Origin of the sequence: Nocardia sp. N2S4-5 (assembly GCF_044628355.1) — a bacterium.
In the GTDB taxonomy this organism is placed as follows: domain Bacteria; phylum Actinomycetota; class Actinomycetes; order Mycobacteriales; family Mycobacteriaceae; genus Nocardia; species Nocardia wallacei_B.
In genome coordinates, this window is the sequence record NZ_JBIUPM010000001.1 from 6084014 (window position 1) to 6101398 (window position 17385).

Consider the following 17385-nt stretch of genomic DNA (forward strand, 5'->3'; position numbering starts at 1 on the left):
AGGGGTGCGGGCCGTTGCCTTTTCCGGACCGATCAGGGCGTGATGCGCGAATCCAGCAGTCGCCGGACCAGTTCCGGGTCGCCGTCGATGCTGACCGACGACCGATCGGCGCGTCCCCAGAACATCAGCAGCAGCTGTGCCGATTCGGCCCGGACCACCGCCGCGGGAGCGGGCGCCGTCGCCGGCGGGGTCGGCCCGAACGCCTCGTACTCCGGTGGTTCGGCGGAACCGGTCGGCGTCAGCACCCAGCGTGCGTCCCGGTCGGTGCAGGAAACCTCAACCGGCGCAGCCAGATCCACGGGCGGCACCCGCCAAGCCGACCGGCGGTACACCCACACGTCGAAGATCTCCGACAGCCCGTCGACGGCGAGATCGGTTTCGTAGTACGTGACCGCGTTCTGCGCCTGCCGGGCATCGACGACGTGCATGGCGAGTTCGTGGCACTGCCGGCGCGACCAGAACCCGGCCGTGCGGTTCGACGGCTGCATGGTCCAAGCGGGCGTCGCCGGATCGGTCGACTCCAGGACCTCGGCCAGTTCGTCGAAACAGCGCCGGTACCAAGCAGACAGGTCCTCGTCGGGGCTCGGCGGGACAGCGGTGTGCCGGGGCGCTCGCTCGAGGTCGGTGATCTCGGGGTCGGTGATATTGGCACGCGCCCACTGATGCACCTCGCCGACATGGACGACGAGGTCGCGAAGGGTCCAGCCCGGGCAAGCCGGCACGATCGCGTCCAGCGGTCCCGCCTGTATCGCCGCGACCATCGAGTCGGCCGCCTGCTGCAGCCGCACCTGATAGTCGGCCGCCGTCAGCAGCCCGTTGGGGTAATCGGTCATGATCACCATCATGCCGATGCGGGTCCCGCCGGGCACAGCGGGCTTGTGCCGTCAGCGAATTCGGCTGCCGCTGCTGGAGTTGCCGCTGTCGGGCCGAGTCGCGCGGCGTTACGCTGGCCGGGTATGGCTCACCGCGTCGAGGTCGGCTCGCCGCGCTGTTCGAAAGGGCGGGAATGACGCTGCGCGAGAAGCACGATCTTTCGGTGACCGTCGACGCTTCGCTGGTCTACGGCGTCCCGCACGAGACGCCGGACGGGTCCACGGTGATCACGGTGGCCCGGCCGGGCCTGTTCCGGCCCGGGCTGCGTCCCGTCGGCGTATTCGTGGTGCACGCGGGCGAGGTGACCTGGAGGCCCGCCGTCGACGAGGGCCGGATCGCCCTCATCGCGGTGCTGACGGGCCTGGTGTCGGCCACCCTCGCCACGCTCGCTGTGCTGCGCCGCCCGCCGTGGCCCGAGCTGTCGTTCCACCGGACCGAGACCCGGTAGCGCGCGGCCCGGCTCAGAAGTATCGCCGCTCGCGCGCCTCGATGGCGTCCTTGGCCTGCTTCAGCCCCAGTTCGGGATGAAGGTCCCGGTAGACCTTGATGGCCTGGATCTTCTTCCCCTGCGCCAGCAATTCATCGATCTCCGCATTCCGGATTCCTTCGCCCGGCGCGACGGTCGAGGAGATGTGCTGCGGCGCGTCGGGGTCGGTGATCTGCAAGTGACGCATGATCAGATCGAGTTTGCGCTCGAGGCGCTCGAGACGGCGATTGTCGAACATTCCCGCACTGTAGCGGGTTGCGGCTCACGCGGTCTTCAATGTGCCGCCGTCGATGACGTAGTCGGCGCCGACGATATTGGCGGCCCGGGGCGACACCAGGAACGCGATCAGCGCCGCGACCTCCTCGGGCTCGGAGATCCGGCCGGAGGCGATGCCGAACTGCTCGCCGATGCTCGCCAGCAACTGCTCGTGCGAAATACCCTGCGACTCGGCGAGTTTGGCGCCGAAACCGCTCGGATCCCGCCACAGCGGGGTGCCCACCACGCCGGGGGACACGGTGTTGACCCGTACGCCGCGCGGCCCGAACTCCTCGCTGAGCCGCTTGCCGAGATTGGAGAGCGCGGCCTTCGCCTCGCTGTAGCCGACCGGACCGGCCGCCGGGAGTTGGGCGTTGATCGAGGACACGTTGACGATCGCGCCTCGGCGCTCCAGCAGGCTCGGCAGCGCCGCCCGGGTGGCCCAGACCGCGCTGAACAGGTTGAGGTCGAACAGAATTCGCCACTGCTCGTCGGAGACGTCGAGAAATCCGCCGAGCCCCAAGCGATCCGCGTCACCGCCGCCGACATTGTTGACCAGAATGTCGATGCCGCCCAGCTCGGTCAGGGCGGCGTCGATCAACGCGGCCGCGCCGTCGGCCGTCCCGAGATCCGCCGAAACGGCTGCGACACTGGCCTTTTCGAGTTCCGGTGTAATGGTGCGCGCGGCGCCCACCACGCGCGCGCCCTCCGCGGTCAGCGCTTCGGCGACGGCCAGTCCGATGCCGCGGCCGGCGCCGGTGACGACGGCGGTCTTGCCGGTCAGGTCGAGTTCCATGAGATGGTCCTTTCTTGAACTACGGGTCAAAAACTAGGGCAGGAAGAAGGGCCGCGTTGCGCGGCGGGGGTGTCAGATCGTGGTCAGTGCGGTCTCGATGATTCGGTGCAGGGTGCGAATGTCGTTGGTCTTGGCCAGTACTCGCAGGCCGACGATGGTGTTCATGAGGAATTCCGCGGCCGCCCGGGGGTCGGTGTCGCGCGGCACATCGCCGTCGTGGCGGCCCTGGTCGATGCGGGCGGCCAAGGCGGCCGTGGTGTGTTCCTGCATCGCCCGGACGGCCGCGGTGATCTCCGGGTCCTGGGCGGCGAACTCGGTGGCCGTGTTCACCGCCAGGCAGCCGCGCCGGACGGGCTGGGACGTGTCGGTGTCGACGAGGAAGCGCAGGAACGCGCGCAGGCATTCGCGGGTGCCGCCGGGTCGGGACATGAACTCGGCCGCCAGCTCGGAGCCCATCCGGTCGTAGCGCTCGAGGACGCGGGCGAACAGTTCCCGTTTGCTGCCGAAAGTGTTGTACAGGCTGCCTTTTCCGATGCCCGTGCACTCGGCGAGCTGCGCCGGGGAGGTATTGGCGTAGCCGTGGGTCCAGAACGTCTCCATCGCCAGATCGATCACCGTCTCCGGTTCGAAATTGCGCGGTCTGGCCATGCGACCGACCCTACGAGTTTTTGTCCTCGGGGTCAACTATTGACGCGAAGCACGCGCACAGCACCACCAGTACGAGCGGGAAGATCAGGGCGGTGGTCAGCGAGGTGGGCTCGGACAGCCAGCCGATGACCGACGGCCCCGCGAGGAAGCCGAGATATCCGAGGCTGAACACCCGCGACATGTCGGTCGCGGCCGTCGTTGTACCCAGATTGCCTGCGGCGCTGAAGATCTGGGGTACGCCGCCGGCGAGCCCGATACCCAGCAGCGCCCAGCCGCACAAGGTCAGCGGCACCCACATCGAGGCGATGATCAACACCAGTCCGGCGGCGGCCAGCAGCGCCCCCCAGCGGACCACCGCGACCGGCCCGTAGCGCCCGCTGACCCGATCCGCGCCGAACCGTCCGACGGTCATCGTCGTGGAGAACGCGCCGAACGCCAGCGCCGCGGTCGCCTCGTCCGCCCCGAGATGCTCGCGCAATTGCAACGCACTCCAGTCGTTGGCCACCCCCTCGGTCATCAGCAGCGCGAAAGCGACGGCGGCGAGCGCGAACACCTTGCGGGACGCGCGGAATCGGCGTGGCGCGGAGGAGTCGTCCGACGGACTCACCGGCAGCGCGCTCCCGCGTGGGATATCGGCCGGTGCGCTCGCGGGTGGGGGTCCGGTGTGGGGGAGCAGTCTTTTCGTGCACCCTGCTGTCAGGGCGAGCCCGATCGCCCCCGCGAGGGTCAGCGTCGCGCGTGGATCCCAGTCGCGGTGCAGGGCCGCGGCGCCGACCAGCGAACCGGCCAGGCCGCCGCAGGAGAACAGCGCGTGGAAGGCCGACATGATCGGCCGCGGGTATTCGCGTTCGACCTGGACGGCTTGGGTATTCATCGACACGTCCAGCGCGCCGTTGCCGAAGCCGAAGGCCGCCAGCGCCACGGCCAGCGACCACGGGTTCGTCGCCAGCCCCGGGCCGAGCACCGCCACCGACAGCCAGCACGCCGCCGCGGCCACCAGCACACGACTGCCGAAGCGGTCGGCCAGCGGGCCGGCGGCCTGCATACCGGCGATGCCGCTGCCCGCCATGAGCAGGATCAGCATGCCCAGCGTCGCGTTCGACACGTGGGCGCGCTCGGTGATCGCCGGGATGTGCACCACCCACATGGCGGCCAGAAACCCGTTGAGCCCGAACACCACGAAGACCGCGGCGCGGGCCATCCGGACCGGGGGAGCGAGCGTCGAAGCAGCCATTGATTCGACGGTACCGGCACGGCCGCACCCGCGGCCTTGCCCGGCAGCTCCCCGTTGCCCTGCCGCCCACGGCCTCGTCGACGCCGGCGGGCAGGTGCCGAATAGTGTCCCGGTTCAACCGGTTTCGCCTCAATTCTAGGGCGGGGCACCGACAAGTTCCGGCCCGCAAAATCAGGGTCGCGGGCGGACGGACGCACCGGGGTTGAGAAGCCCCTGGTCATCTGCCAAGGTTTGAGGGTGGATCCGCTGGAAAGCCTGCTCGAGGGCCCGCGGGCGCGTGGCGCGTTCGTCATGCGGTCGCTGCTCGACCCGCCCTGGTCGCTCCGTGTCCGGGACGAGTCGCCGCTGACGGTGGTGGCGCTGGTCCGGGGCAGTGGCTGGGTGCTCCCGGATCCACACAGCGGCGCGGGCAGCGCGGAATCGGCGCAACTGGGTCGCGTTGGCTTCCCCGGCGCCGGCACGACCGCGCCCCGGCAGCTGCGCGAGGGCGACGTGGCGATCATTCGCGGCCCCGACCATTACACCGTCGCCGACGATCCGGCCACGGCGCCGCAGGTGTACATCAACCCCGGCCAGATCACCACGACGCCCGAGGGTGAGGTGCTGTGCGAGGTGTGGAATCTCGGGGTGCGCGGCTGGGGCCCGAATCCGGACGCCGCGACCATGCTCGTCACCGGCACCTACGAGCAGGAGAGCGCCGCCAGCCGCCGCCTGCTGCGCGCCCTGCCACCGCTGATCGTGCTGCCCCGGGCCGAACTCGACAGTCCGGTACTGGATCTGCTGGTCGAGGAGAGCGCCAAGGATCGACCGGCGCAGGGCGCCATGCTGGATCGCCTGCTGGATCTGCTGCTCATCGCCACCCTGCGCGCCTGGTTCTCCCGTAACGACGCGCCGGCCTGGTACCACGCCTACGCGGATCCGCTGGTGGGCAAGGCCCTGCGCCTGCTGCAGAACAATCCGGCGCACCCCTGGACGGTCGCCGCGCTGGCCACCGAGGTCGGCGTGTCCCGGGCGGCGCTCGCGCGGCGTTTCACCGATCTGGTCGGAGAGCCGCCGATGGCCTTCCTCACCGACTGGCGTCTGGCCCTGGCCGCGGATCTGCTGCAGGATTCCGACGCCACGGTCGAGTCCATCGCCCGGCGCGTCGGCTACGGCAGCGCCTTCGCGCTGAGCACGGCGTTCAAGCGGCATTACGGCCGCAGCCCGCGCGAGCACCGGCAGAGCGGGATGTCGGCCGAGCGCGGGACCGACCCCCTCGCGCGGGCATCCTCCGCCGGGCACTGACCGGTTCGGGCGGCGGCCTGGCTATTGTCGGCCGGGTGACGACGCAGCAGGACTACCCGGTGCTCTGGCCGATGCCGACCCGCTGGGCGGACAACGACCACTACGGGCACGTCAACAACGTGACGTACTACTCGTACTTCGACACCGCGGTCAACGCCTGGCTGATCCACGCCACCGGCACCGATATCCGCGACCTGCCCGCCATCGGCGTGGTCGCGGAGACCTCCTGCCGGTTCCACGGCTCACTCAGCTTTCCCGACCGGCTGCGGGTGGGCCTGCGGATCACCCGGCTCGGCCGCACCAGCATCACCTACGGCCTGGCCATCTTCCGCGAAGACGGCGACGCGCTGGAATTGGCGGCCACGGGCACGTTCGTGCACGTCTACGTCGACGAGCAGACCCGCAAACCGGTCGAGATCCCGGCCGTGATCCGCAGTGCCGCAACACAACTCGTCACCGACTGATCACACCCGGCCCAGCAGCGTGAGCGGATCCTCCAGCAGTGAGGTCACCGTCGAGAGGAACCGCGCGCCCAGTTCGCCGTCGATCATGCGATGGTCGAAGCTCAGGCCCAGCGTGGTGACCCAGCGGACGGCCAGCTCGTCGCGATAGACCCAGGGCTGCTTGCGGATCGAGCCCAGGCACAGGATCGCGGCCTCGCCCGGATTCACCAGCGGCACACCGGTATCGACGCCGAACACGCCGACATTGGTGATGGTGAACGTGCCCCCGCGCAGATCGGCGGGCCGGGCGCTGCCCGTCCGGGCGACGTCGGCCAGCCAGCCGATCTCCCGGCACAGCTCACGCATGCTCAGCGTCTGCGCCTCCTTGACGTTCGGCACCAGCAGGCCGCGGTCGGTGGCCACCGCGATGCCCAGGTTGACGTAGTGCTTGGTGACGATCTCCTTGCGCTCGTCGTCCCACCACGAGTTGATCTCGGGAAATTCGGCCATCGCGGCCAGGGTCGCCTTCGCCACCAGGGCCAGCGGCGTCAGGGTGAGTCCGCTGAAGGATTCGGTGCTGCGCAGGTGGTCCAGTAGTTCCATCGACGCGGTGAAATCCGTGGTGGCGAACGCGCTGGCCTGCGGGATGGTGCGGGCGCTGGTCACCATGGCCGTGGCGGTGCGCTTGCGGACCCCGCTGACCGGGGTGCGGGTCTCCCGCGCGGACGGAGTGGGGCGGATGATGCCGCCGTCCGGGCGCATCGTCGGCACCGGCGGTTTGCTGGGACGCGGTGCGTCGTCGGATTCCGTGCCGGGTTCGGGCTGGATCCGGGCGGGCGGCTGCGACACCGGCACCGCGTGCCGCACATCGTCGACGGTCACCGCGCCGCCGGGACCCGAACCGGCGACGAAGGAGATATTGATGCCGAGTTCGCGGGCCAGCTTCCGGGCGGCGGGCGTGGCCGGGGGACGGCCGGGAATCTCCGGGTAGGTGAGCGCGGGATCGGCATGCACCACAGGGGTTTTCGCGGCCGGGCGGGCACGGCGCGAGACGGTCTCGCCCTCGGGGCCGTAGCCGACCAGCACCGATTGCCGCTCGGCGGGCGGGGTCTGCGGCGCGGCGGCCTGGTACTCGGTGGCGACCCGGATCAGCGGCGCGCCGACCGGCACGGTGTCGCCGGGCTGTGCCAGCAGCTCGAGCACCTCGCCGGCGAACGGGCTGGGCAGCGCCACCTGCGCCTTGGCCGTCTCGACCTCGGCGATGGTCTGGTTCAGTTCCACCCGATCGCCGACGGCCACCGCCCACGACACCAGTTCGGCGTCGGTCAGACCCTCACCGAGATCGGGTAGCCGGAACTCGAGCACGTGGTTCTGGTCTGCTGCAACCGAGTCGTCCAACGGGCACCTTCTGTCTGAGCGGTCTGGTCAGGCGGCGAGCGTGCGGTCGACCGCGGCGAGAATGCGGTCGGGGTCGGGCAGGTGGTGCCGTTCGAGCTTAGCGGGGGGATACGGGATGTCGAAGCCTCCGACGCGCAGTACCGGCGCCTCCAAGTAGTAGAAACACCGTTCGGTGACGCGGGCGGCGATCTCGGCGCCCAGACCGGCGAAGACGGGCGCCTCGTGAGTGATGATCAACCGTCCGGTCCGATTGACCGATTCGGCGATGGTGTCGACATCGATCGGCGACAGGCTGCGCAGGTCGATCACCTCCAGCGAACGGCCCTCGCTCGCCGCGATTTCCGCTGCCGTCAGTGCGGTACGGACCATGCCGCCGTAGGCCACCACGGTGGCGTCGTCACCCGCGCGGCGGATCCGCGCCCGGTCGAGCGGGAACGGGTCGTCGTCCAGGGCGGTGAAATCGACGTCGGCCTTGTCCCAGTAGCGGCGCTTGGGTTCGAAGAAGATGACCGGGTCGTCCAGCGAAATCGCCTGGCGGAGCATGAGATAGGCGTCGGCGGGATCGCTGGGCATGACGACGCGCAATCCGGCGGTGTGCGCGAAATAGGCCTCCGGGGATTCGGAGTGGTGCTCCACCGAGCCGATGCCGCCGCCGCACGGAATGCGGATCGTGAGGGGCGCGAACACCTTTCCCTGCGTGCGATAGTGGATCTTGGCGACCTGGGAGACGATCTGATCGAACGCCGGATACACGAAGCCGTCGAACTGGATCTCGCAGACCGGCCGGTAGCCGCGCAGCGCCATGCCGAAAGCCGTTCCGATGATGCCGGATTCGGCCAGCGGCGTATCGATGACACGGTTGTTGCCGAAGTCCTTCTGCAGCGCGTCGGTCACCCGGAAGACTCCGCCGAGCCGCCCGATGTCCTCGCCCATCAGCACGACCTTGGCGTCGTCCTCCAAAGCGCGGCGCAGTCCGGTGTTCAGGGCGCCCGCGAAGGTGGTGATCATGGCCGGACTCCTTCCGAGATGTGGTCGCCTGCCAGGTATTCCGCGTACTCCCGGCGTTCCTCCTCGATGAGGGGATGCGCGGTGCGGTAGACGTGCTCGAACAGTTGCGCCGGGTCGGGGTCGGGCATCTCGATCGTCGCCGCCCGCAGCCGGGCGCCGACCTCGTCCGAGCGAGCGCCGACGCGTTTCTCGAAGGCACTGTCCCACAGGCCTTCTCGTTCGAGGAGGCGGCGTATCCGGTCGATCGGGTCGCGGCGCTGCCACAGCTCGGTCTCGGCAGCCGAGCGGTAGCGGGAGGGATCGTCGGCGGTGGTGTGCGGGCCCATCCGGTAGGTGATGGCCTCGATGAACGACGGCCCGCCGCCGGTCCGGGCGCGGGCCACCGCCTGGCGGGTCAGCGCGAGCACCGCCAGCACGTCGTTGCCGTCGACCTGCACACCCGGGATGCCGTAGCCGTACGCGCGCCGCGCGATCGGGGTCGCGCTCTGCACGCGCACGGGTTCGCTGATAGCCCACTGGTTGTTCGTGCAGAAGAACACCACCGGCGCGCTCCACGAGGCGGCGAAGCCGAGCGCCTCGGCCACGTCGCCCTGGCTGGTCGCGCCGTCGCCGAAGTAGGTGAGCACCGCGATCTCGGCGCCGTCGAGGTGCGCGGCGTAGGCGTAACCGGTGGCGTGCAGGCCCTGCGCCCCGACCACGATGGCCGGATTGGTCATGTTGATCTCGGCCGGATCCCAGCAGTGGTGTGCCACGCCGCGCCACAACCGGGTGATCTCGCCCGGGTCGACCCCGCGGCAGTAGGCGACCGCGGCCTCGCGATAACTGCAGAACACGTAGTCGTCGGGGTGCAGGGCGTGGGCGGAACCGATCTGTGCCGCCTCCTGCCCGAGCAGCGGGGGCCACAGGCCCAGCTGACCCTGGCGCTGCAACGCGGTCGCCTCCACATTGATGCGCCGGGCGACCACCATGTCCTCGTACAGTTGCCGCAGCCGTTCGGGTCCGACATCGGATACCAGGGCGGCGTGCTCGCGATCGAGCACGCGGCGGCCGTCGGGCTGGACCAATTGCACCGGGTAGGTGAGCGGGTCGGCCATAACCATCCCCTCCTGTCCGTCGCCCCGCCGGGGTCTCCGCACTCGGCGACGTGAGAGTGTGCTGTATCACACAGCATCCACGGTTGAGCTTGTTGCGCAAGTGACGACACGCGAACTGTGCAAAGTGCTCGTCACTGTTCCGGCGTTCGCGGGCATACTGCCTGCCTTGATCAGATTGGCCGACGCAGTGATGGCTGTCATACTGCGTGCATGTCGAGTGGAGAGCCTGCCGGGGCCGTGGTCGATGCGACCGATGCGCGGCTATTGCTGGAACTGGTCGCCAACCCCCGCGCCACCGGAGTCGAACTGGCTACCCGGCTCGGGCTGTCGCGCAATACCGTGCAGGCTCGGCTCGCCCGCTGGGAGGCGGGCGGCGTGCTGGCCAGTTTCGAGCGCCGGGTCGATCCGCGCGCGCTGGGTTATCCGCTGGCCGCCTTCGTGGCGGTGGTGGTCGACCAGCACACCCTGGATTCGGTGGTCGACGAGCTGGCCGAGGTGCCGGAGGTGACGGAGGTGTGCGGCATGACCGGGCCGACCGATCTCACGGTCCGGGTGGTCGCGCGCGATGCCGACGATCTCTACCGCATCGCCGGGCGGATCCTGAAGATCCCCGGTGTCGAACGGACCAATATGGCGTTGGTCATGCGGCAGCTGGTCGGTCCGCGTTCGGCGCCGCTGCTGCGGCGGATGTCGAATCCGACCGGCGTCGCACCCCGGCCCGCCACCGCGGCCGAGGACGGTTCCGGCGGCGGGAACGCCCGCCCGCGCTGAATTGTCGGTAATTCAGGCCAGTTTCGCGGGATTGGCTCGTGACTGGACTGCTCGGAGTTGGCGACGATGGCGCGGTGACTGCGACCGCTGCCTCCGCGCCGACCACCGCCACTCCGCCCGACGCCGGGCCGCTGCACGCGGTGGGCGCCGGGGTGGTGGCGGCGCTGGTCGGGTTCACCAGTTCGTTCGCGGTGGTGCTGGCCGGGCTGACGGCGATGGGCGCCACGCCCGCGCAGGCCGCGTCGGGACTGCTGGCGGTGTGTGTCACGCAGGCCGTCGGGATCCTGCTGCTGAGCCGCCGCTATCGGATGCCGATCACGCTGGCCTGGTCGACGCCCGGCGCCGCCCTGCTGGCGAGCACGGGCGCGGTCGCGGGCGGCTGGCCCGCGGCGGTCGGGGCGTTCGTGGTGACCGGAGCGCTCGTGGTGCTCACCGGGTGGTGGGATCGGCTGGGACGGCTGATCGCGGCGATCCCGGTCGAGATCGCGCAGGCCATGCTGGCCGGGGTGCTGGTGCCGCTGTGCCTGGCGCCGGTGGGGGCGCTGCGCACCAGCCCGGCCGTGGTGATCCCGGTGCTGGTGGTGTGGCTGGCGCTGCAGCGCTTCGCCGCGCGCTGGGCGGTGCCCGCGGCCTTCGTGACCGCCGCGATCGGTGCGGGCGTCGACATCGCCCTCACCCATCGCCGGATCGATATCGGCGCGATGGTGCCCCACGTGGAATTCACTGTGCCGCACTGGAGTTGGCAGGCGGTGATCGGGGTCGCGGTCCCGCTGTACATCGTCACCATGGCCGGGCAGAACATTCCCGGGACGGCCCTGACGAGCTCGTTCGGCTACCGGGTGCCGTGGCGGGCGGCGATGGGGACGACCGGGCTCGGCACGGTCGCGGGTGCGTTCGCGGGCGGGCACGCGATCAATCTCGCCGCGATCAGCGCCGCGCTGGCGGCCGCGCCCGCCGCGCACCCGGATCCGCGGCGGCGCTGGATCGCCGCGTTCAGCGTGGGGTGCTGCTACCTGGTGCTGGCGCCGGCCTCCGCCGCGCTGGTCGCGCTGGTGGCCGCCGCGCCGCGGGGTGTGCTGGAGACCGTCGCGGGGCTCGCGCTGATCGCCACCCTGGCCGCGGCGTTGCACGCGGCGCTGGGGGCGACCGAGCACCGGACCTCCGCCGCCGTCACCTTCCTGGTGTCGGCCTCGGGCGTCGCGTTGCTCGGGATCGGCGCTGCCTTCTGGGCGTTGGCTGCGGGACTGTTGGTGCGCTGGGTGCTGCGGCGGCCCGCGGGGTGACTGCGGCTCCCGGTGAATTCGACTCCCGGTGATGCGGATCCGGTCGCGCGGCGCGGTGCTGTCGTAGGGTGAGGGTGTTCGGTCCCGGGTACAGATCTGACAGAGGAGCTGGCTTGACCGCGGTATTGATTTCGGCCGAGGAACTTCGGAAAGTGCTGTCCGACAGTGAGTCCCGCGTACATCTGCTGGACGTGCGATGGGCGCTCGGCGACCCGGACGGACCGCAGCACTACCTGGACGGCCACATACCCGGTGCCGTGTTCGTCGATCTCGAGACCGAGCTGGCCGATCCTCCCTCCCCGGCCCGCGGGCGGCACCCGCTCCCCGAACTCGCCCATTTGCAGAGGTACGCGCGGAGCTGGGGGCTGCGGTCGGGTGAGCCGGTCGTCGTCTACGACGCGACCGGCGGCATGGCGGCCGCCCGGGCCTGGTGGCTGCTGCGCTGGGCCGGGGTGCCGGACGTGCGGATTCTCGACGGCGGGCTGCCCGCCTGGGAGCGCGCCGGGGGCGAACTCGCCACCGGCGGCGAGCCCGACCCCACGCCCGGCGACGTGGTGCTCACTCCGAACAACGTGCCCGTCACCGACGCCGACGGCGCGGCGAACTGGCCGGGCTCGCTACTCGACGCCCGCGCCGGGGAGCGCTACCGCGGCGAGACCGAGCCCGTCGACCCGCGCGCCGGCCACATCCCCGGGGCGATCAGCGCGCCCACCGCCGAAAACCTCAGAGCCGACGGCACATTCAAGTCCCCCGAGGAACTGCGAGCCCGCTTCGCGAACCTCGACTCGGACGCCGTAGCGGTCTACTGCGGCTCCGGTGTCACGGCGGCCCACGAGGTCGCCGCCTTGGCGGTGGCCGGAATCGACGCCACCCTGTACCCCGGCTCCTGGTCGCAATGGTCCAACGACCCCAAGCGCCCGGTCGCCACCGACTGAGATCCCGCCCGTGGTGTCTTCAGGGGCAGCCTCGGGTCACCCGGCGTAGGGCGTCTCGGTCGGCGGTGGTGATCGGGAGGTCGTATCGGGTTGCGGCGGTGAGGTATTTACCGGCGTAGAAGCAGCGGTAGGCGTGGGCGGGTGGGAGCCAGTCGGCGGGAGTGCGGTCGCCCTTGTCCTCGTTGGTGGGGCCGTCTACGGCGAGGAGATTGAAGTCGAGGTCGTTGGCGAACCGGAGGCGTTGGGGGAGGGGCCAATTCGCCGCGCCCATGTCCCAGGCGGCGGCCAGGGGATAGACGTGGTCGATCTGTACCGCCCGTGCGCGCGACTTGTCGAAATCGATGCGCTTGCCGGTGTACGGATCTTGCAGGACACCGGCGAGCACCACGCAGTCGCGGGTGCCCGGACGGTGCCGCACCGCGGTCAGTTGCCGGGTGAGCACGCTGTTGCGGGAATCGCAGCCGTCGTGCCCGCCGGGACCGTCGTGGTCGTCGGACCAGGCCGCGCCGAAGACGCACCCCTCCCCGGCGCGGCAGCCGCGCTGATATCCGCCGGGACGGGCGCGCTTGTCGACCACACGCACCGCCACGAGCAGACCCTCCAACTGCGTTCGGGTAGGACTGCCCGGGGCGGGCGGATCGCCGGGAAGAATCGAACAGCCCGCGACCAACGCCCCGACAGCCGCCACTACGACGGCTGCTGCCGCCGCCCACCCGCCGCGCCCTCCCCATCGCACGATGTCAGGTCTACACCCGGGCACCGACAGGAATCAGTTCCGGGCAAGCTGTTTCACTCGGAATGCCGAGTTACGGCTTCCACGGGAGGCAACCGGCGGCGCGCAGCCGGGTTGCCAGGCCGGAACCCACGACGGCGCTCGAACCGTTCCCGGCCGTGAGCGCGAGCAGCAGATCCAGGCCCAGGCCGGCGCCGAGGGAGCAGCCGAGCAGGTTGATATTGATCGAGATGATCTCGTCGGGTCCGCTGGGCGCGGGCTCGTCCGCGGTCGCGGGCTGGGTGGCCGCCGCGAGGGTGGCGGCGGTCAGGGCCGCGGCGACGATTCCGGCTGTGACAGGTCGCACGTATCCTCCTACTGCGCGCCGGGTGGCGCGATCCTCGTCCCGGTCGATGGGTTACGAGCCTCCGTCGTCCGGGCCGACGGAGCGCTGCTTATTCGTAGCCTGACAGCTGTCGGCGGAAACACCGTTCTGCTCACAGTGCGGCGGGACGGCCGCGAGTCGTGTCGGTGGCGGCTGATTGGATGGATGGATGCTGCACGGGTTGTGGACTCCCGGAGCGGGGCTGGTGCTGTGGCGCCATCCCGAATCCGGCGCACCCGATGCGCAGTCCGCCCTGCCCGATCCGCTGGGCGCGGTGCTCACGAGCGCCCGGTTCCGACATCGCGCACAGGTGCTGGTCGCGGGCGCCGAGGGCCCGGAACTCACCGAGGTGCGCGCGCACGCGTTGACCCCGTCGGCCGCCGCCGAGGTGCTGCTCCAACGGCTGCCTGACCATCTGGTCGCCGCCGACCTGCGGTTCCTCGCGCACGTCGCGCACGGCATCGATCGATGGGTGCGGGCCGGGCGGGTGGTGCCCGAACTCCGTCGCGACGACGGCGCGTGGTGGGTCCGCTGGCGGCTGGTCGGCGGGCAGCGGCAGCGCGCCTGGCTGGCCGAACTGGCCGCCGCGATGCCGCCCGCGCTGCGGGTCGGCGCCCGCCCCTCCGCCGTGCTCGAGAACATGGTGAGCGAGCTGGCGGATCCGGTCGCCCGCGCGCATCTGGTCGCGGCGCGGCACACCCACCCGCTGGTGGCGGCCCTGACCGAGGACGTGCCGCTGGAAACCGGGTCGCACCGAGTGTCCGCGGCGCTGGAGGAGTGGCGCACCAGCCTCACCCTCGGCGAGCCGGAACTGGTGCTGCGCCTGCTGGAGCCCGAGGAGGAGCCGGAGACGGGCGCGGCCGACACCGACGCGCTCTGGCGGCTCGAGGTGTGTCTGCGCGCGGAAGGCGAAGCCCCGCAACCGGTTCCGATCCAGGGCGATCCGGGCCAGTTGAAGCTCACGACGGAGAAGGTGGCCGCGGCGGTCCAGGCGTACCCGATGCTGCGCGAACTGCCGCGCGATCCGGGCGGGCTGGACTTCCTGCTCCCGACCGCGGTGGTCCAGGACCTGGTGGCGCACGGCGCGCACGCGCTGCACGCGGCCGGTGTGCGGTTGCTGCTGCCGCGTGCCTGGCGGATCGTCGCCCCCAGCATGCGCCTGGCCGTGCAGAGCCCGGCCGCCACCGAGACCGCGGTCGGCCTGAGCGGGCTGGTCTCCTACCGCTGGGAACTCGCGCTCGGAGACATCGTGCTGACCCCGGCCGAGATGGCCCGGCTGGTCCGGTCCAAGTCGGATCTGGTGCGGCTGCGCGGGCAGTGGGTCCAGGCCGACCACCGGGCGCTGGCCGCCGCCGCGGCCTACCTGGACGGCCGCACCTCCGACACGACGGGCACGCTCACCGACCTGCTCGCCCAGATCGCCACGACCGAGGTGAAGGACGTGCCGATCGAGCAGGTGCGCGCCACCGGCTGGGCGGCCGGACTGCTCGAGTCGACCCGCACGGCCGAGCCGGTCGACCCACCCGCGGGCCTGAAGGCGGAGCTGCGGCCGTATCAGCTGCGCGGCCTGTCCTGGCTGGCCACGATGAACCGGTACGGCTGCGGCGGCATCCTGGCCGACGATATGGGCCTGGGCAAGACGGTGCAGGTGCTCGCCCTGCTGCTGCACGAAAGGGAAACCGCCGCAAGAGCTTCCGTGCCGGGCCCGACCTTGCTGGTGTGCCCGATGTCGGTGGTCGGCAACTGGCAGCGCGAGGCCGAGCGCTTCGCGCCCGAACTGCGCGTGCTGGTGCATCACGGCGCCGGTCGCCGATCCGGTGCGAAATTCGATGCGGCCGTGACGGATTCGGACCTGGTGATCACCACCTACGCGCTGCTGGCCCGCGATGTCGAAGAGCTGAAACGGCAGCCGTGGGCGCGGGTGGTGCTGGACGAGGCGCAGCACATCAAGAACGCCAATACCCGCCAGTCTCGTGCGGCGCGGCACATCCCGGCGCGACAACGCCTGGCGCTCACCGGAACCCCGGTGGAGAACCGGCTGGAGGAACTGCGCTCGATCCTCGATTTCGCGGCGCCGAATCTGCTGGGCAAGGCCTCGCAGTTCCACGCCCGCTTCGCCGTGCCGATCGAACGCGAGCACGACGAGAACGCGATCACCCGGCTGCGCACGGTCATCGCGCCGTTCGTGCTGCGCCGGGTCAAGACCGATCCCGCGGTGATCTCCGACCTGCCCGACAAGATCGAGATGACGGTGCGCGCCAACCTCACCGTGGAGCAGGCCGCGCTGTATCAGGCCGTCGTCGACGACATGATGGCGAAACTGAAGCAGTCCAAGGACATTCAGCGCAAGGGCGTGGTGCTCGCCGCGCTGACCCGGCTCAAGCAGGTGTGCAACCATCCCGCGCATTTCCTCGGCGACGGCTCCGCGGTGCTGCGGCGCGGGCAGCACCGCTCGGGCAAGCTGGCGCTGGTGGAGGACGTCCTGGAGGCGGTACTCGCCGACGGTGAGAAGGCGTTGCTGTTCACCCAGTTCCGCGAGTTCGGCGAGTTGGTCGAGCCGTACCTGACCGAGCGGTTCGGCACTCCGATCCCGTTCCTGCACGGCGGGGCGTCCAAGAAGCGGCGCGACGGCATGGTCGATAATTTCCAGAGCGCCGACGGCCCGCCGCTGATGTTGCTGTCGCTCAAGGCCGGTGGCACCGGACTGAATCTCACCGCCGCCAATCACGTGGTGCACCTGGACCGCTGGTGGAATCCGGCGGTGGAGAACCAGGCCACCGACCGCGCCTTCCGGATCGGCCAGCGCCGCGACGTCCAGGTGCGCAAGCTGGTCTGCGTCGACACCATCGAGGAGCGCATCGACGACATGATCAGCGGCAAACAGGAATTGGCCGATCTGACCGTCGGCACCGGCGAGAGCTGGATCACCGAATTCAGCAACGACGAGATCCAGCGACTGTTTACCCTCGGGTCCGAGGCGGTGGGCGAATGAGCGAGGCGGCGGCATGAGCCCGTTCACCGATTACAGCCAGTACGGCAAGCGCCGCCCGGTGCGCGGCGGTGTCGAACCCCGCAGTCGGCGCGGGTCGTTCGCCCGCACCTGGTGGGGCCGGTCGTTCATCGAGGCGGTCGAGCAGGTCGCCGACGCGGGACGGCTGACGCGCGGGCGCACCTACGCCCGCTCCGGGCAGGTGGTGACCTACCACGTCGAGCCGGGCGCGGTGACGGCCGAGGTGCAGGGCAGCCAGCCGCGCCCGTTCACCTCGGTGCTGACCCTGCGGCAACTGCGCGACGAGCGGCTGGACGAACTGATCGACCTGGTCCGCGATACTCCCGGCATGCTCGTCCAGCTGGCCTCGGGCGCCCTGCCGCAGGAACTCGGACCACTACTGCTGCCGACCACGGCCGCCGAACTCGACTTCGGCTGCAGCTGCCCCGATTCCGGCTGGCCGTGCAAGCACGTGGCCGCGGTCTGCTACATCGTCGCCGAACGCCTCGACGCCGAGCCGTCGATCATGCTCACGCTGCGCGGCCTCGAACTGGACACGCTGATCAGCGGCGTCCAGAACGACGCGGGCACAACGGTCTCCGACGACCTGTACGGGGAGAACATCGCGCTGCCCGGCCTCCCGCGGCCGGACTTCCGCCCCGCCCTCGACGACCTGGACCCGGTCCCGCTGCGCCGCGCGCTGCGGATGACCGCCGAGGACGAGCACATCGCCGAGACCGGTCTGCGGGAACTGCGCGACCGCTACCGGGCACTGGGCAGGGGATAAGAA

Annotated in this window: 18 protein-coding genes; 8 read left to right on the top strand and 10 right to left on the bottom strand. The window is 70.7% G+C overall.

Going from position 1 to position 17385, the window contains the following annotated elements; all coding sequences use genetic code 11:
• Positions 1 to 32 precede the first annotated feature (32 nt).
• Positions 33 to 833 carry a maleylpyruvate isomerase family mycothiol-dependent enzyme gene (locus ACFMRZ_RS28010; RefSeq protein WP_400181362.1) on the bottom strand — a complete coding sequence of 267 codons (801 nt, stop codon included), beginning with the start codon at positions 831 to 833 and terminating at the stop codon, positions 33 to 35.
• Positions 834 to 1036: 203 nt separating this feature from the next.
• On the opposite strand from ACFMRZ_RS28010, the gene ACFMRZ_RS28015 reads away from it, so the two are divergent.
• On the top strand, positions 1037 to 1321 hold the full coding sequence (locus ACFMRZ_RS28015) for a hypothetical protein (RefSeq protein WP_342213874.1): 285 nt from the start codon (positions 1037 to 1039) through the stop codon (positions 1319 to 1321).
• A gap of 13 nt (positions 1322 to 1334) precedes the next feature.
• Here ACFMRZ_RS28015 and ACFMRZ_RS28020 read toward each other — a convergent pair whose 3' ends face one another.
• The 4 genes from ACFMRZ_RS28020 to ACFMRZ_RS28035 all read right to left on the bottom strand — a co-directional run bounded on the left by ACFMRZ_RS28020 (position 1335) and on the right by ACFMRZ_RS28035 (position 4293).
• A complete protein-coding gene (locus ACFMRZ_RS28020) occupies positions 1335 to 1598 on the bottom strand; it encodes a hypothetical protein (RefSeq protein ID WP_400181363.1) in 264 nt (87 codons plus the stop codon).
• A 24-nt stretch (positions 1599 to 1622) separates the two neighbouring features.
• Complete coding sequence (locus ACFMRZ_RS28025; RefSeq protein WP_400181364.1) at positions 1623 to 2411, bottom strand: oxidoreductase; 789 nt, start codon at positions 2409 to 2411, stop codon at positions 1623 to 1625.
• Between the two features lie 72 nt (positions 2412 to 2483).
• Positions 2484 to 3059 (bottom strand): TetR/AcrR family transcriptional regulator, encoded by a 576-nt coding sequence (locus tag ACFMRZ_RS28030; protein ID WP_400181365.1) that lies wholly within the window; start codon positions 3057 to 3059, stop codon positions 2484 to 2486.
• Between the two features lie 10 nt (positions 3060 to 3069).
• On the bottom strand, positions 3070 to 4293 hold the full coding sequence (locus ACFMRZ_RS28035) for an MFS transporter (RefSeq protein WP_400181366.1): 1224 nt from the start codon (positions 4291 to 4293) through the stop codon (positions 3070 to 3072).
• A gap of 237 nt (positions 4294 to 4530) precedes the next feature.
• Between ACFMRZ_RS28035 and ACFMRZ_RS28040 the strand changes: the two genes are divergently transcribed.
• Together ACFMRZ_RS28040 and ACFMRZ_RS28045 are read left to right on the top strand one after the other, a co-directional pair.
• Positions 4531 to 5577, top strand: coding sequence for an AraC family transcriptional regulator (locus ACFMRZ_RS28040; RefSeq protein WP_400181367.1), 1047 nt, complete (start codon positions 4531 to 4533; stop codon positions 5575 to 5577).
• A gap of 71 nt (positions 5578 to 5648) precedes the next feature.
• Positions 5649 to 6041: a thioesterase family protein gene (locus ACFMRZ_RS28045; RefSeq protein WP_280363986.1), complete on the top strand. Its 393-nt coding sequence runs from the start codon at positions 5649 to 5651 to the stop codon at positions 6039 to 6041.
• Here the strand turns inward: ACFMRZ_RS28045 and ACFMRZ_RS28050 are convergent, their stop codons facing one another.
• From ACFMRZ_RS28050 to pdhA, 3 genes are read right to left on the bottom strand one after another with little or no spacing between them, the layout of a single operon-like run.
• Positions 6042 to 7418: a dihydrolipoamide acetyltransferase family protein gene (locus ACFMRZ_RS28050; protein WP_400181368.1), complete on the bottom strand. Its 1377-nt coding sequence runs from the start codon at positions 7416 to 7418 to the stop codon at positions 6042 to 6044.
• Between the two features lie 27 nt (positions 7419 to 7445).
• Positions 7446 to 8426, bottom strand: coding sequence for an alpha-ketoacid dehydrogenase subunit beta (locus ACFMRZ_RS28055; RefSeq protein WP_400181369.1), 981 nt, complete (start codon positions 8424 to 8426; stop codon positions 7446 to 7448).
• Entirely contained in the window at positions 8423 to 9520 is a 1098-nt protein-coding gene (pdhA, locus tag ACFMRZ_RS28060) for a pyruvate dehydrogenase (acetyl-transferring) E1 component subunit alpha (RefSeq protein ID WP_400181370.1), read from the bottom strand. Before pdhA ends, ACFMRZ_RS28055 begins: the two co-directional genes overlap by 4 nt.
• 210 nt (positions 9521 to 9730) lie before the next feature.
• Here pdhA and ACFMRZ_RS28065 point away from each other — a divergent pair, with 210 nt between their 5' ends.
• From ACFMRZ_RS28065 to ACFMRZ_RS28075, 3 genes are all read left to right on the top strand, one after another.
• Complete coding sequence (locus ACFMRZ_RS28065; protein WP_400181371.1) at positions 9731 to 10291, top strand: Lrp/AsnC family transcriptional regulator; 561 nt, start codon at positions 9731 to 9733, stop codon at positions 10289 to 10291.
• Positions 10292 to 10422: 131 nt separating this feature from the next.
• Positions 10423 to 11574, top strand: coding sequence for a benzoate/H(+) symporter BenE family transporter (locus ACFMRZ_RS28070; protein ID WP_400182991.1), 1152 nt, complete (start codon positions 10423 to 10425; stop codon positions 11572 to 11574).
• 125 nt (positions 11575 to 11699) lie between these two features.
• Complete coding sequence (locus ACFMRZ_RS28075) at positions 11700 to 12509, top strand: sulfurtransferase (RefSeq protein WP_400182992.1); 810 nt, start codon at positions 11700 to 11702, stop codon at positions 12507 to 12509.
• A 19-nt stretch (positions 12510 to 12528) separates the two neighbouring features.
• On the opposite strand, the gene ACFMRZ_RS28080 is transcribed toward ACFMRZ_RS28075, so the two are convergent.
• Positions 12529 to 13197: an HNH endonuclease family protein gene (locus ACFMRZ_RS28080; RefSeq protein WP_280363979.1), complete on the bottom strand. Its 669-nt coding sequence runs from the start codon at positions 13195 to 13197 to the stop codon at positions 12529 to 12531.
• Between the two features lie 118 nt (positions 13198 to 13315).
• The gene (locus ACFMRZ_RS28085) at positions 13316 to 13588 is read right to left on the bottom strand and encodes a hypothetical protein (protein ID WP_400181372.1); all 273 of its coding nucleotides are present in this window, start codon (positions 13586 to 13588) and stop codon (positions 13316 to 13318) included.
• A 187-nt stretch (positions 13589 to 13775) separates the two neighbouring features.
• On the opposite strand from ACFMRZ_RS28085, the gene ACFMRZ_RS28090 reads away from it, so the two are divergent.
• Positions 13776 to 16598, top strand: a complete 2823-nt coding sequence (locus ACFMRZ_RS28090) for a DEAD/DEAH box helicase (RefSeq protein ID WP_400181373.1) — start codon at positions 13776 to 13778, stop codon at positions 16596 to 16598.
• A gap of 13 nt (positions 16599 to 16611) precedes the next feature.
• Positions 16612 to 17382 (top strand): SWIM zinc finger family protein, encoded by a 771-nt coding sequence (locus ACFMRZ_RS28095; protein ID WP_400181374.1) that lies wholly within the window; start codon positions 16612 to 16614, stop codon positions 17380 to 17382.
• Positions 17383 to 17385: the final 3 nt, after the last annotated feature.